Here is a 14,776-nt window from a genome sequence, read left to right as displayed (position 1 = left end):
AAACCAGATCCTTTATAGTCCAATTTTTATAAGCTCTTCCAGGTTGATTCTTTTTTCATTTTCTGTATGAAGCCAAACGACCCCATCTTTGCGAGAGACAGAGGTTACAAGACTTTCAAGTTCTTGATCCTTATCATCTTTCCAACTTACCTTTTTACCAATTAATTGACTTGCTTCCTGGAATGAATCCCCTTTTTTTTCCGTGTGAACCTCTGATACATTTCCTGGTGTCAATACGGTTCCATCAGTGAGTACAAATTCAACTGACTGTCCTTTAAAACGAATGGTTTCCACGATGCCTTCACCACTAACCGCTTTAGGATCTCCGCCTTCTTCAGGCTCTTCAAACTTATCCCACTTTATTTCTTTTCCGACAAAATTATTATATTGAATCAATTGAGTCTGTTCCTGCATAGATGCAAATCGTTCAAATGATTCACTCATATTTGTCATTTGTTCTAACGTGGAAAAACTGGCCATTTGTGCCACAAACTCTTTATCTTCCATTGGATTTGTAGGATCCTGGTTTGACAGCTGAGCGACAAGTAGTTTTAAAAATGCATCTTTGTCCATTGTGTTATTTTTTGGCTGTAATGCTTTTTTCTGTAATGAAGACAGAAAAAGATCTTCTTTCATTGATTTTACTTCCATCGCTTATACCTCAATATTCATAAAAATTTGGTGAAAGCTTTGTTCCTCTGACTGTTCTTCCTGATTTTGTTGATCTGGATGTTTCTTTTGCTGTTCTGATTGTTGTGAAGGCTGATCCATTGGCCGATCGGATTTTGAGGCTTCCGGCTGTATATGAAGCACTTCAATTTTTTCAACCTGAATATTCTGTCCAGTTAATGATTGTCGAAGCTGATGGAGCTGTGAATCCATTAACTCTTTTGCAGCACCAGTCGTAGTCATCACTCGGGCAGTTAACATTCCTGATTTATGCACTAATTCAATCCGAAGTGTGCCCAAATGTTCTGGTTGTAATTTAATCATCAGCTTTTCTGTCCCATTAAATTTTCCGAATTTCGCATTCTTCATAACGGACTGAAATTGCTCCATTAGCGTGGTCGTTTGTTCATTCTGTTTTAGTGGAGCAGCAGCCGTAGACCACTTGGACTGACTAGACTGCCATTGCAGTGTTGCAAGGTTAATCATCGTCGGCTGTTCGAACGCTTTTTCACTTGGTAAAAGCACTTGTTTGTTTTCTCTTGTATTTGACCAATTGCTGAACCCATTCATTTCATTCAAGCCTTTTATCTCAAGCAGTGAATTATTCGCTTTAATGCTAGTGGGCATTACTGTCCGCTCTTTTTGCATGGAGCCTAATTTTTCTTCAATTCTTGACAAGACTTTCGTTATATTAGAAACGAAGACACTTTGTGCGGCAGGGCCGTCACTCGCTTTTGCAAGAAGTGCTATTCCTTTTAATACAGTAACAGCTTGCTGCATGATGCCAGTCAACAGTTGTTTGTTCTCTAGAGAATTAACTTTATCCCCTAATGATGCAACCCATAACAGAGCTTCCGGTTGTGAAAGCTTTACGTCTGGTATTTCTGCACTGAACTCTTTTCCTGCTAGCTGTTGAATGGTCTCCACTGATAGATTTAGGTTTTTCAGCAGTTCAGGGAGCGTCATAGACATACTCGGGAACTCAACTGATGGTAATTTCTGTGTTGAAGCCGATTCTACTTCCTCAGTTGTAAGCGAAGCGGTATTCTTTGATAAAATTGTTTCAGGCATGATCTCTTGATTAGATTCCTGGCTTAAAACCATCCCTACTTGGCCATTGTTCAGTAATTCCTTCAGTTCTTGAATGGAATCAGTGTTCATTAGATCCATAAACAGTTGAATTTGAGCTTGCTCCTCTTCTTTGTTTTCTTCAGAGGATTCGTTATTTGAAGGTTTAAGCATATTACTCAGAGTGAATCCAAAGCCTTCAAAACGATCTGTGAATTGAGTTGATTTAGTTGCTGTGCTTCCTAATTTCTGGTTTGAAGCTTCAGCTGCTGGAAGATGAACAGATGGTAAATGAGCGATCATTTGTATATTTCACCTCCTTTCAATGAAGGTTCATTATGGAGTACTAGCTGCTAATAGCTGCGTATAACGAGCAGCTTCTTCAGCAGGCATCTTTTCAAAGAAATCTGCAAGTATATCAGGTGGAAGCTGTGATAGAATGCGTGTTGCCTCTTCGTCATCCATATTCATAATGACAGGAGCAGCAGACTTCCCTGACATTTCTTTGAAAATAGAAACGATTTCATTAAATTCTTTGCCATCAAGCTCCTGAGCTTGTCTCAGCGCGTCCATTTCTTCCTGTAATCGTTCTTGCTCAAGGACCAATTGTTGATTTTCTTCCTGTTGCCGTGAAATTTCGCTATTCAGACTAGAGATTTCTGCTTCTTTTTCTTTAATTTGATCTTGAAGTTTCACAACTTTTTGGTCAGAGCTTTCTGCAGTTGAAGTTTGTTCAGCTGTCTTATCTTCTGATAAAAAAGGAATTGAGATTCCGATTTCTTCTGCTTTTTTCACAACATTTATATCTGACAAAGTCAACACGACAAAAGCTACAAATACAAGAAAGAGAATCGGAATAAAGAAGATAAAAAGGAACACTTGAAAACGACCTGGTGACTTCACTTCTTCCTCTATTTCTTTTGTCACTTGTTTGTTCATTTTTATCACCTATTTCCGTGATTTCATGTATTGCATCATTGATAATTCATCCATTCTCCGATGATCCAGATCATTTACTTGAATTAAATGTTTCTTATAATCTTTTTCTTTTATTTTTTCGTATTTTTTCACTTCAATATTGCGGTCCATTAATTTTTGCTCATGCCATTGCATATTTGTTCTAGCTTCTATCACAAGTTTTTGCTGATGAGCAATACTTTTTTCAATATTTGTTAAAAAATGTTGTCCGTGACGCAGTGATTGAACAGGGATACCTGTTTTGATTTGATCCGCTTGATTTTGTTCCATCATTTCTTTCTGCTTTAGCAGGTGGTACAGCTTTTGAGCAATCGCTTCAAAAGATTCTATTGATTCACGATAACGATCTTCCTCTTCCTTTTGTTCACGCTCTTTTACCGTTAATACCCGGTCAAATCGAAACTGATAAACCATCAAGACCACTCACCTTTTTCAGATAATTGAATCAGCTGCTGGGCACTAGTTGACATTGGTATTTTTTCATCAAATGCCTGTTTTAATAAGGATTTAATCATCGGGCTATATCGAATAGCTTCATCAATTTCTTGAGAAGAACCTTTTTTATATGCACCGATATTGATTAAATCTTCGGCTTGATCAAATGTACTCATCAGCTGTCTTAGCTTTTCTGCGGCGGCTAAATGGTTTTTATCCACCAGGTGATTCATCAGTCGGCTAACACTCTTTAAAACATTGATCGCAGGGTATTGTCCTCTGTTTGCAATTGCACGGTCCAATACAATATGGCCATCAAGAATACCCCTTACTGCATCTGCAATCGGTTCATTCATATCATCACCATCGACAAGTACCGTATAAAAAGCGGTAATACTTCCATGTTCATTCGTTCCTGCGCGCTCTAACAGTTTTGGCAAGATTCCAAATACAGATGGCGTGTATCCTTTCGTCGCAGGCGGTTCCCCAATGGCCAATCCAATTTCCCTTTGTGCCATCGCAACCCTTGTAACAGAATCCATCATCAGCATGACATTAAGCCCTTTATCACGAAAATATTCCGCAATGGCAGTAGCTGTGAATGCACCCTTTATACGCATTAATGCTGGCTGATCTGATGTTGCCGCAACAATAATACTTCTTTTAGCGCCTTCTGAACCCAAGTCGCGTTCAATAAATTCCCTGACCTCTCTTCCCCGCTCACCAACAAGTGCAATTACATTTAGATCAGCATGCGTATTTCTCGCAATCATACCTAATAGCGTACTTTTTCCTACGCCGCTACCGGCGAAAATTCCTATTCTTTGCCCTTTTCCTACAGTAAGCATCCCATCAATTGCACGTACTCCAACTTCCATTATTTCATTAATTGGAGGACGTGTTAAAGGATTGGGAGGATCATTCTCAGTCGTTACAGCTCGCATTCCTATTGGTAATGGACTATCATCGATTGGTAAACCGAGAGGATTGACAGTTTTACCTATCAATGCTTCCCCAACTTTTATTTCTAAAGGACGCCCCGTTGCTTCAACAATACTTCCTGGAGATATATCTTGCAGATGAGTAAACGGCATAAGAACAACAATGTCATCCCGAAATCCCACTACTTCAGCTTTAATCTTGATCTCACACCTTTTTGATGCGGAATGGACATGAATATAACAAACCTCACCTATTGAGCTTTCAGGTCCCTGTGATTCAATCATGAGTCCGATTACTCTTTTAACTTTCCCGTAATGGCGCATTGTTGGTATCGTATCGATAAAGGGTAGCAATTCAGCAGATTTCATTACTCATCACCTAGCAAATCAGATAATTTACGCTTCATTTGGGTTAGCTGCGCATCGACGCTTACATCAATTCTTCCTTGATTACTCTCAATAAAGCATTGATATGGTGCTAATTCTTCTTCTGGATATATATACAGCTGTACATCAACAGGAAAGATTGCACGTAATTCTTCACGCTCTTGTTGAACTAGGGTAAACTGCTGCAAAGCAACATATACCTTTACTTCTTTCATTTCTCGAGCTTCTTTTATGCCTTTTTTGACCACTTCCAGAAAGCGCTCTGGTTTATCTTCCAACACTTGAGCCAAAATTTTTTCAGTTGATTTCATGGCAATCTGCAGTATTACTTGTTCACTGTTGTTGATATGATCTTCAAATGCTTCTTTTGAAGCAGCAATCATTTGCTTTGCTTCTTCAATTGCGCTAGAGAGATCAGAATATCCTTTTTCACGTCCTTCTTCATGTCCTAATTGAAAGGCTTTTTCATAAGCATCCTGTTGAAGAAGTGTCCTCTCCTCTTCCCAGCCCAGTTGCTGCTGTTGAATTTGGCTCGATAGTTCAGCAGCACGATCTTCAGCTTGTTTGATGATCAGTTGTGACCGCTTCTGTGCATCTGCAATCAGCTGAGTGGATTCTTTTTTTGCTTGATCAACTGTCCATTGCAATGAATCATTAAGATGCGGTTCACTAAAATCAAGTGGCAGGAATGGAATCGATTTCGCTTCTTTTAAACTAATTCCAACAGATTGAGATTTAATAATTCTAGACAATTACATCATCTCCTCCACCGCGCGCAACAATGATTTCACCAGCTTCTTCCAGCCTCCTAATAATGGCTACAATTCTAGACTGTGCTTCTTCAACATCACGAAGCCTTACTGGACCCATATATTCCATCTCTTCTTTAAAATTCTCAGCCATACGCTGAGACATGTTTTTAAAAATAATCTCTTTCACTTCATCCGTTGACACCTTCATAGACAACAGCAAATCTTCATTTTCACAGTCACGAATAACTCGTTGAATCGAACGATTATCTAGGGTTACGATGTCTTCAAATACAAACATTCGTTTCTTTATTTCTTCTGCCAATTCAGGGTCTTGTATCTCAAGTGCATCCAGAATCGTTTTTTCAGTTGCTCGATCTACACCGTTTAATACTTCCACGACCGCTTCAATTCCGCCTGTTTCCGTATGATCCTGCTGAACAGTAGATGACAGCTTGCGTTCTAATACTGATTCGATTTCACTAATCACCTCAGGGCTAGTACTGTCCATTACGGCAATACGCTTTGCAATGTCAGCCTGCACATCCTGTGGAAGAGCTGAAAGAATTTGTCCTGCTTGCTGAGGATTTAAGTATGACAAAATTAGTGCGATTGTCTGTGGATGTTCATTTTGTATAAAATTAAAGATTTGCATTGGATCTGCTCGCTTTGCAAAATCAAAAGGCCGAACTTGTAAAGAAGAGGTTAAACGATTAATTACCGCGTTCGCTTGATCTGAGCCCAATGCTTTTTCCAGGACAGATTTTGCATAGCCAATTCCACCTTGAGAAATATAATCCTGTGCTAAAGCTATACTGTGGAATTCCTCCAGCACCTCTTCTTTCGAATCTGAATCAACTTTTTTCACTCCAGAGATTTCTAATGTTAATTGTTCAATTTCTTCCTCGTTTAAATGCTTGTAAACAGACGATGCAACGTCCGGTCCGAGGGAAATGAGCAAAATGGCTGCTTTTTGCTTCCCTGATAATTCCTTTGCTTTCCTAACCACTATTACTCACTCCTAATCCTCTGCAATCCAAGACCGTAGCAGCTTGGCAAAATCTTCAGGTTTTTCTGCTGCCATTCGTTCAAGCTGTTTGCGCCGTAAAGTGCTTTCTGTTTCTTTCTCGTCATTTACATCAGGAACCTCAAGTGCGGCTTCCTGCTCAATAATAATCTCTTCTTCGATTTTTTCTCTTTGTCTTCTAGAGCGAAGAATAAAGAAGATTAATAAACCAATAATTGTAACGAGTACACCACCAATTAAATACGCCCACCAAGGTATGGCTGGAGGAACTGGATTTTCATCAAACGCAATTCGGCCATTAAACGGCTGAACTGACACCACCACTTTGTCTGCAAGCTGTTCAGGGGTTAATTGATTTGAAATATCGTTATCGATTGAGGTACTGATGATGGTTTGAAGCATTGTTTCAATATCGTCTACTCTTTCTTGCGGCAGGGTAGCAGCATTCTCTGGATCAGGAGGCTCCACCATGACCTGGAATCCTATATCCCGTATACGGTAAGGACTTTCAACAATGTTCCGTCTTATACGGTTCACTTCATTATTGATCGTTTCTTCCACACGCTCGTAGTCTCCGTTACCTTGAGCGCCTTCAACAAATCCAACTAAATTATCGGCCGGATCCCCACCTTCAGGTACACCGCCAGCAGCTCCTTCTGTTCCTTCAAATGTTTCAGAAATCCGTTGTGCACTTACAGCAATGCCTTCCATATTTTCTTCATCAACAGGCTCTACCAGATTCTCTTCACGATTTTCTTGATCAAAATCAATATCTGTCGTGATAGATACAACAACCTTGTCCTGTCCCATTAAGGTACCAAGCATCATCTGAACTTGGCGCTGCAGATCGCGTTCGATCGTTTGCTTAAGCGCCATTTGTTCTGAAAGATCTACACCAGCAAAAGATGAATTTGATTTTTTCATATCAAAGTACTCAAATAATTGATTCATGATGACGATATTATCTGTAGGCAGATTTGGTACACTTTTTGATACTAAATGGTATAAAGAAGTGATTTGAGCTTCATCAAATTGGTATCCAGGTCTCGTATTTAATACAATCGATGCAGAGGCCTGTTCAACCGAATCGTTTAAAAACACTCCTTGTTGTGGAAGTGTTATCATCACCTTCGCATCCTGTACTCCTTCGATTCCCTTCATCAAGTCCGCAAGTTCTGTTTGCATGGCATCTAGCTTTAAAACGTTAAATTCATTATCCGTCATACCAAATCCGGCATTTTGGCTAAAAAATGAATAGTCAATATTACCTGATTGAGGAATCCCTTCCGCAGCAAGCTCTACTTTTAGTGTATCGACCTGTTCAGCTGGCACTAGTATAGCCGTTCCTCCCTCTCCAATCTCTGAAGGAATGGCTCTGCCATCTAAATTCTCTTTTATTGCTCCCGTTTCTGAAGGAGTTAAATTACTATATAAAGGAACCATTTCGCTCCGATTCGTGAAGATCGACACGAACACAATCACTAAAACAAAAAGAAGCACAGCGCTCCCTATTAGAATTAGCGTCTTGCGTGATCTCTCAGCAAAAAAAGCCCTTGTTTTCGTTCTTATTTGTTGAAATCTCTCATTCATCACAATCCTCCGGTCTTTCTAAAAGTGCGCAGTTTCATTATTTAGGATGTAATCTATACTGGCATTCTCATAATTTCCTGATAGGCTTCAACTGCTTTGTTTCTCATCTCCATTGTTAAGGTCATTGAAACAGATGCTTTTTGTGATGCAATCATGACATCGTGAAGTTCAACATTTTCACCATTTATTAGTTTGTCAGTCATACGGTCAGATTCTATCTGACTACTGTTTACATTGCTGATCGCTTCCTTCAACATCGATGAAAAATTCTGTTGAGCTTCGAACGGAGAAGTTCTTTTGATTTTTTGATCAGTTGACGGACTTAAAATATCCATCCCAACCGAATGTATTTGATAGTTAGACAATAAACTCATCCTTTGAATTATTATTTTCCAATTTGCAATGCTTTCATCATCATAGATTTATTTGCGTTAAAGACTGTAACATTTGCTTCGTACGATCTAGTAGCCGACATTAAATCGACCATTTCTCTTAAAGGGTCAACATTTGGCAGCTCGACATAGCCATCATCACTCGCATCTGGGTGCAGGGGATCATATACTAACTTTGGAGGTGTATTTGCATCTTCTTCAATAGCAGACACCGTAACACCATTTCCTGTCCCGCCTCGATCAGCTCGGTTCATTGCTGTATGTAAAAAAGATGAAAATTCGGCATCTTTAGGCTGCAAAACAACTGATTTTCTTCTATAAGGCTGCCATTCTCCATTTTCAAAAGTAGCACGCGTGGTATCTACATTTGCCATATTCGAAGAAATAACATCCATTCTAAGCCGTTGGGCTGTAAGAGCTGAAGCAGTTGTATTCATGCTAGTAAACATAAAGATTAACGACCTCCTCTAATCACTGTAGTTAAACTCCCAAATTTTCCACTTACGCGTTCTATCATCGCATCATAGTAAATCTGATTAGTTGCCAAATTGGCCATTTCTCTGTCCATATCTACGCCATTGCCATTTTCACGAACGCTGTACATTCTATTATAGACTTTTGGGTTCGTCTCACCTGAAGTCAGGTTGAAATGTTTTGGATGACGACTCTCCCCTCCCGATGATGACAATTGCATTTCAGTTTGTAACATCTTATTAAAACTCACATCTTTCGACTTATATCCTGCTGTATCAACATTTGCAATATTGTTTGCAATGACTTTTTGCTTAACAGATGAATACGCTAATCCTCGCTCTAGGCGAGCTATAGTCCCTGAGAACAAATTCATTTTTACACCGCTCCCCTTATTCCTACATAATTCATCACTTATCTACACAATATAAATAAACACTTATACATTATTTTAAAGGGTTGATCATTTACTGTCTATGGCATCAACTAAGATTGTTATAGTAATAAAGTTCTATTTTTGAAAAATAATTCTTTAAGACTAGTTTATTCTATTTTTCGACAAATATCATCCACAATCCTATTATAGAACAGTTTCTGGTTACTTTCTTTAAAAAAAATATGTTAATTTTGTTATATAAACGTAATATTTTATCCAAAAAAAGTATCATAACTATTTTTAAAATTCAATAAGAAAAGCAAAAAAAAAAGCCAATCCTCATTAAAGATGTCACCAAATGGTCAAATTATCCAGATGCATCTAATTCATCCGGATAATTTGTACCATATGATGCTGCTTTAATTTGGATCAGCTCATTGCCGAACTATATAATCTTTAACTGTTTTTTATTTGCTCCAGCTCGTTAAGGAATTTATCATTCAATACTTTAATGTACGTACCCTTCATCCCTAAAGAACGAGACTCGATTACTCCTGCGCTTTCCAGTTTACGAAGTGCATTTACAATCACAGATCGTGTGATTCCTACGCGATCTGCAATTTTCGATGCCACTAATAGTCCTTCGTTGCCATCAAGTTCCTCGAAAATATGTTCAATTGCTTCAAGCTCGCTATATGAAAGAGAGCTGATTGCCATTTGAACCACTGCTTTACTTCGCGCTTCTCCTTCAATTTCCTCTGCTTTTTCGCGCAAGATTTCCATTCCAACAACTGTTGCACCATATTCAGCAAGAATCAAATCATCATCCTCGAATGCTTGTTCTACTCTTGCAAGGATAAGAGTACCCAGTCTCTCTCCCCCGCCGATAATTGGTACAATTGTTGTAAGACCTGTACTGAAAAGCTCACGGTTTTCAACAGGAAAAGCAGTATATTCACTTTGCACATCTAGGTTTGAAGATGTTTCTGATATATTGAAAAGATTTTTTGTATATTCTTCAGGAAATTGACGATCCACAAGCATTTGCTTCATACGTTCATTTTCAATTTGCTGGTTAATGGCAAAGCCTAATAGCTTTCCTTTTCTACTTACAATAAATACATTGGCTTCAATAACTCCACTCAGTGTTTCTGCCATTTCTTTAAAGTTAACTGGTTTTCCAGCAGATTGCTGAAGCATTGCATTAATTGTTCTTGTTTTTCCTAATAAATTCATGTTTATCAAATCCTCCTAAATTATCTACAAAATCATTTGCTTTGTTGTACCATCTTTCCCATTATCAAAAAAATCAAAACGTTACAAAATAAATTCGCTTAAATCCTTGTTTTGAGCTATAGAACCGAGCTTTTCTTCTACATATGCTGGTGTTATGGAAATCGTCCCAATCGCTATATCCGACGCTTCAAAAGAAAGATCCTCTAACAGCTTTTCCATGATTGTATGAAGTCTTCTTGCACCAATGTTATCTGTGTCTTGATTTACTTGATAAGCAATTTCGGCAAGACGGTGAATGGCTTCTTTTGTAAATTCCACTTCAATTCCTTCTGTGGCTAGAAGCGCAATGTATTGCTTAATTAGCGCTTGGTCAGGTTCAACTAAAATCCGTACGAAATCTTCAACCGTTAGCTTCTGAAGCTCAACACGAATAGGGAAACGCCCTTGAAGCTCTGGAATAAGGTCAGAAGGCTTCGCCATGTGGAATGCTCCAGCTGCAATAAATAGAACATGGTCTGTTTTGACCGGTCCATATTTAGTGTTAACCGTTGAACCTTCCACAATTGGCAGGATATCTCGTTGTACACCTTCCCTAGAAACATCAACTGAGCTTGAACCGGAAGATTTAGAAGCGATTTTATCAATTTCATCGATAAAGATAATCCCCATTTGTTCCGCTCGATAAAGCGCCTCTTGCGATACCTCATCCATATCAATCAGCTTCGCTGCCTCGTCATGTGTTAACACTTTTCGTGCATCCTTTACTTTAAGCTTACGCTTCTTTTTCTTTTTCGGCATAAGGTTGCTTAAAGCATCCTGCATATTCATCCCCATTTGTTCCATTCCTGAACCTTGAAGCATATCAAACATGGAAGACATTTGCTGTTCATCAACTTCAATCGTAACAAATCGTTCCTCCAACTCACCTGCAGCAAGCTGGCGGGAGATTTCTCTTCTGCGATCTTTTATAGAAGCTTCTTCTTCCTTTTGATCGTTGGATGGATCATCTGAGCTGTCATCATTACCACCGAACATTAATTCAAATGGATTTTTAAAATTTGCAGTTTTTTTAGCTGTTGGAACAAGAAGTTTAATTAATCGCTGATTGGCATTTTCTTCTGCCTTTCCTTGAACCGAGATTATCTTTTCTTCTTTAATGATTCTAACGGATGTTTCCATTAAGTCACGAACCATTGATTCAACATCACGGCCTACATAGCCAACTTCTGTGAATTTTGTTGCTTCAATTTTAATAAATGGCGCACCAACCAGCTTAGCAATGCGGCGTGCAATTTCAGTTTTACCTACTCCTGTTGGTCCCATCATCAAAATATTTTTTGGGATGATTTCATCACGCAAGGATTCATCAAGAAGATTTCGACGATATCGATTCCGAAGAGCAACGGCTACCGCCCTTTTTGCATCTCGCTGCCCTACAATATATTGATCGAGTCTTTCAACAATTTGTTTAGGGGTAAGTTCATTAGTTTTTACCATCCAATCACTCCTTTACAGTTCTTCAACTATGATTTGAGTGTTCGTATATACACAAATATCTGCAGCGATATGTAAAGCCGCATCCGCAATCTCTCTAGCCGTCATCGCTTCTCCAGCATACTGCTTCAGTGCTCGCCCAGCTGCTAATGCGTAATTTCCGCCAGAGCCGATCGCCAGAATGCCATCATCCGGCTCAATTACTTCTCCAGTGCCTGAAACAAGGAGAAGTCCATCTTTGTCCATAACAATAAGCATGGCTTCAAGTCTGCGAAGCACCTTATCACTTCTCCATTGTTTTGCTACTTCTACAGAAGCACGCTGAAGATTTCCATTGAATTCCTGAAGCTTTCCTTCAAACATCTCAAAAAGTGTAAAAGCATCTGCAACAGAACCAGCAAATCCGGCAATCACCTTACCGTTAAATAATTTTCTCACTTTACGCGCTGTGTGCTTCATTACAACTGCATTGCCAAATGTGACTTGCCCGTCCCCTGACATAGCGGATTGTCCTTTATGCTGAACAGCAAATATCGTCGTAGCATGAAATTGATCCATTGCGATACCTCTTTCTTTTTTTATCGTACATCTTATTGTTTTGTTTATTATGCCCTAGGATGAAACGAATTGTATGTCTTTCGTAAATGCTCTTTTGTCACATGCGTATATAGTTGAGTAGAAGAAAGATGGGCATGGCCCAACAGTTCTTGTACTGTCCTTAAATCTGCTCCGTTATTCAGCAAATGTGTGGCAAAAGTATGCCTAAGCATATGAGGATGAATAGAAGCTGTCAAAGCTGTCTTTTCAACAAGTGTGCTTAATATATGGCGAACACCTCTAGCCGTTAAGGGCTTCCCTCTATGATTGACAAACAAAGATGAATGAGGCTGCTCCTTAATTAGTTCAGGTCTGCCTAGTTTTAAATACTGCGCAATAGCATCTTGAGCAAATCCTCCAAACGGGACATACCTTTCCTTCCTGCCTTTCCCTTTAACAAGGAGCGTCGACAATGAAAGATCAAGATCTTTAAGCTCAATCGATGTACACTCACTTACTCGAATCCCCGTTGCATACAACAGCTCCAAAATTGCTTTATTTCTCAAACTCAAAGGATCTGTTCCATCACATGCTAAAAAAAGCTGCTCCATTTCCTCTTCATAAAAAAAATGGGGCAACCTGCCCTCACGTTTTGGGTGTAAAACATATGACATCGGGTTGGCTGATATTTGCTCTTCACGCTCTAAAAATTTAAAAAAGCTTCTCAAGCTAGAAATTTTCCTGGAAACACTGGCACGCGAGAATTGCTCATTGTGTAAGGTGACTAAATAAAGTCTTGAATGAAGATCCTCAATCGTACTTAATTTAGCTACCCCTTCACGATGAAGAAAAGCAAAAAAATGTTCAATGTCATGAACATAATGACTTATTGTAAGGGAAGAATAATTTTTTTCAGTTTGCAAATATTGCACAAAGTAATTTTTTGCATCTGTCAACTGGTCATTCATGGTTTCACCTCACAAAAGCTTCTAAATTCTATCATGATTTAGAAGCTATGGCAATAAATTTCACACCTTTTTCGAAAAGTTCTGAATTGTTTCTAATGCACGCTCAGCGTGTTTCTCAGCACGTTCTTTTTTTCCTTTGATTTTTTCGCCAAGGTCAGGAAATAGACCAAAGTTCGCATTCATCGGCTGGAAATTTTTAGTGTTGGCAGATGTGATATAACGCGCCATGCTTCCAGTTGCTGTTTCTACTGGGAATGTCACTGGCTCTTCCCCAAGTGCCAATTTAGCGGCATTTATCCCTGCCACTAAGCCGCTAGCAGCCGATTCTACATATCCTTCAACCCCAGTCATCTGCCCTGCAAAAAACAACCCTTTTCTTTCTTTGAACTGGTAAGTAGCCTCTAATACTTTTGGAGAATTTATAAACGTGTTGCGATGCATCACACCATATCGAACAATCTCAGCATTTTCTAACCCCGGAATTAATTGGATAACATCCTTTTGTGGTCCCCATTTCAAATGTGTCTGAAAACCGACAATATTATAAAGCGTTCCAGCAGCATCATCCTGACGAAGCTGTACAACGGCATACGGACGCTTTCCTGTTCTTGGATCTTCTAATCCAACAGGCTTCATCGGTCCAAAAAGAAGCGTTTTTTTGCCTCGTGACGCCATAACCTCAACAGGCATACACCCTTCAAAATAAATTTCCTTTTCAAATTCCTTTAATGGTACAACTTCAGCTTCGACCAATGCATTATAAAAACGATCAAACTCTTCTTCCGTCATCGGGCAATTTAAATAAGCTGCCTCACCTTTGTCATATCGAGATTTTAGATACACTTTCTCCATATCGATGCTTTCTTTTTCAAGAATTGGTGCTGCTGCATCGTAAAAATACAAGTAGTCCTCACCTGTGAGCTCTTTTAATTCTGCCGCTAACCCTTCAGTAGTCAGTGGACCAGTCGCGATAATGGTAATCCCTTCTGGGATCTTTGTGATTTCTTCAGTGTATACAGTAACGTTGGGATGATTTTTTACTTTTTCAGTTACATAGCCCGCAAATTCGTGGCGATCAACAGCCAGTGCTCCACCCGCTGGTACTGCACATGCATCAGCAGCTCCTATAATAACTGAATTAAGTATTCTCATTTCTTCCTTCAACACGCCTACTGCGTTCGTAAGGTTGTTTGCACGCAATGAGTTGCTGCATACTAGCTCTGCAAATTTATCAGTATGATGAGCAGCCGTTTGTCTTACCGGCCTCATTTCATATAATCGGACAGATATTCCTCGTTGTGCGAGCTGCCATGCTGCTTCACTTCCGGCAAGCCCTGCACCTACAACATTTACAATTGGTTGCGTCATTTCATTTTCCTCCTAGCATCTTTTCACTATGTAGTTTAACATAAACCCTCTACATTTATCTTAATTTAACCCTCATTAAGAAAGAGCCTG

16 protein-coding genes are annotated in these 14,776 nt (G+C 39.2%); all 16 read right to left on the bottom strand.

Annotated features, from left to right (window positions below; translation table 11 throughout):
* Positions 1-12: 12 nt before the first annotated feature.
* Positions 13-651, bottom strand: a complete 639-nt coding sequence (gene flgD / locus KP78_RS11400) for a flagellar hook assembly protein FlgD (protein WP_041089058.1) — start codon at positions 649-651, stop codon at positions 13-15.
* 3 nt (positions 652-654) lie between these two features.
* Entirely contained in the window at positions 655-2,040 is a 1,386-nt protein-coding gene (locus KP78_RS11395) for a flagellar hook-length control protein FliK (protein ID WP_041089056.1), read from the bottom strand.
* A gap of 33 nt (positions 2,041-2,073) precedes the next feature.
* Positions 2,074-2,676, bottom strand: a complete 603-nt coding sequence (locus tag KP78_RS11390) for a MotE family protein (protein WP_041089054.1) — start codon at positions 2,674-2,676, stop codon at positions 2,074-2,076.
* 9 nt (positions 2,677-2,685) lie between these two features.
* The gene (fliJ, locus tag KP78_RS11385) at positions 2,686-3,129 is read right to left on the bottom strand and encodes a flagellar export protein FliJ (protein WP_041089053.1); all 444 of its coding nucleotides are present in this window, start codon (positions 3,127-3,129) and stop codon (positions 2,686-2,688) included.
* Positions 3,129-4,460, bottom strand: coding sequence for a flagellar protein export ATPase FliI (gene fliI, locus KP78_RS11380; RefSeq protein WP_041089052.1), 1,332 nt, complete (start codon positions 4,458-4,460; stop codon positions 3,129-3,131). The genes fliJ and fliI overlap by 1 nt, the downstream gene beginning before the upstream one ends.
* The gene (fliH, locus tag KP78_RS11375) at positions 4,460-5,230 is read right to left on the bottom strand and encodes a flagellar assembly protein FliH (protein WP_041089050.1); all 771 of its coding nucleotides are present in this window, start codon (positions 5,228-5,230) and stop codon (positions 4,460-4,462) included. The genes fliI and fliH overlap by 1 nt, the downstream gene beginning before the upstream one ends.
* Positions 5,223-6,236, bottom strand: coding sequence for a flagellar motor switch protein FliG (gene fliG / locus KP78_RS11370; RefSeq protein ID WP_041089048.1), 1,014 nt, complete (start codon positions 6,234-6,236; stop codon positions 5,223-5,225). Before fliG ends, fliH begins: the two co-directional genes overlap by 8 nt.
* Positions 6,237-6,248: 12 nt before the next feature.
* On the bottom strand, positions 6,249-7,844 hold the full coding sequence (gene fliF, locus KP78_RS11365) for a flagellar basal-body MS-ring/collar protein FliF (protein ID WP_041089046.1): 1,596 nt from the start codon (positions 7,842-7,844) through the stop codon (positions 6,249-6,251).
* A 53-nt stretch (positions 7,845-7,897) separates the two neighbouring features.
* Positions 7,898-8,179, bottom strand: coding sequence for a flagellar hook-basal body complex protein FliE (gene fliE, locus KP78_RS11360; RefSeq protein ID WP_041089924.1), 282 nt, complete (start codon positions 8,177-8,179; stop codon positions 7,898-7,900).
* Positions 8,180-8,229: 50 nt separating this feature from the next.
* Complete coding sequence (gene flgC, locus KP78_RS11355) at positions 8,230-8,691, bottom strand: flagellar basal body rod protein FlgC (RefSeq protein ID WP_041089044.1); 462 nt, start codon at positions 8,689-8,691, stop codon at positions 8,230-8,232.
* Positions 8,691-9,083 carry a flagellar basal body rod protein FlgB gene (gene flgB, locus KP78_RS11350; RefSeq protein ID WP_041089042.1) on the bottom strand — a complete coding sequence of 131 codons (393 nt, stop codon included), beginning with the start codon at positions 9,081-9,083 and terminating at the stop codon, positions 8,691-8,693. The genes flgC and flgB overlap by 1 nt, the downstream gene beginning before the upstream one ends.
* 456 nt (positions 9,084-9,539) lie before the next feature.
* Entirely contained in the window at positions 9,540-10,319 is a 780-nt protein-coding gene (gene codY, locus KP78_RS11345) for a GTP-sensing pleiotropic transcriptional regulator CodY (RefSeq protein ID WP_041089040.1), read from the bottom strand.
* Positions 10,320-10,400: 81 nt separating this feature from the next.
* Positions 10,401-11,816 carry an HslU--HslV peptidase ATPase subunit gene (hslU, locus tag KP78_RS11340; RefSeq protein WP_041089038.1) on the bottom strand — a complete coding sequence of 472 codons (1,416 nt, stop codon included), beginning with the start codon at positions 11,814-11,816 and terminating at the stop codon, positions 10,401-10,403.
* A gap of 12 nt (positions 11,817-11,828) precedes the next feature.
* Positions 11,829-12,371 carry an ATP-dependent protease subunit HslV gene (gene hslV / locus KP78_RS11335; protein ID WP_041089037.1) on the bottom strand — a complete coding sequence of 181 codons (543 nt, stop codon included), beginning with the start codon at positions 12,369-12,371 and terminating at the stop codon, positions 11,829-11,831.
* A 47-nt stretch (positions 12,372-12,418) separates the two neighbouring features.
* Positions 12,419-13,318 (bottom strand): tyrosine recombinase XerC, encoded by a 900-nt coding sequence (gene xerC / locus KP78_RS11330; RefSeq protein ID WP_041089035.1) that lies wholly within the window; start codon positions 13,316-13,318, stop codon positions 12,419-12,421.
* 60 nt (positions 13,319-13,378) lie between these two features.
* The gene (gene trmFO / locus KP78_RS11325) at positions 13,379-14,686 is read right to left on the bottom strand and encodes an FADH(2)-oxidizing methylenetetrahydrofolate--tRNA-(uracil(54)-C(5))-methyltransferase TrmFO (protein ID WP_041089033.1); all 1,308 of its coding nucleotides are present in this window, start codon (positions 14,684-14,686) and stop codon (positions 13,379-13,381) included.
* Between the last annotated feature and the right edge of the window lie 90 nt (positions 14,687-14,776).

Source organism: Jeotgalibacillus soli (assembly GCF_000829435.1).
Classification (GTDB): domain Bacteria; phylum Bacillota; class Bacilli; order Bacillales; family Jeotgalibacillaceae; genus Jeotgalibacillus; species Jeotgalibacillus soli.
This window is presented reverse-complemented; position numbering and strand designations above follow the sequence as displayed.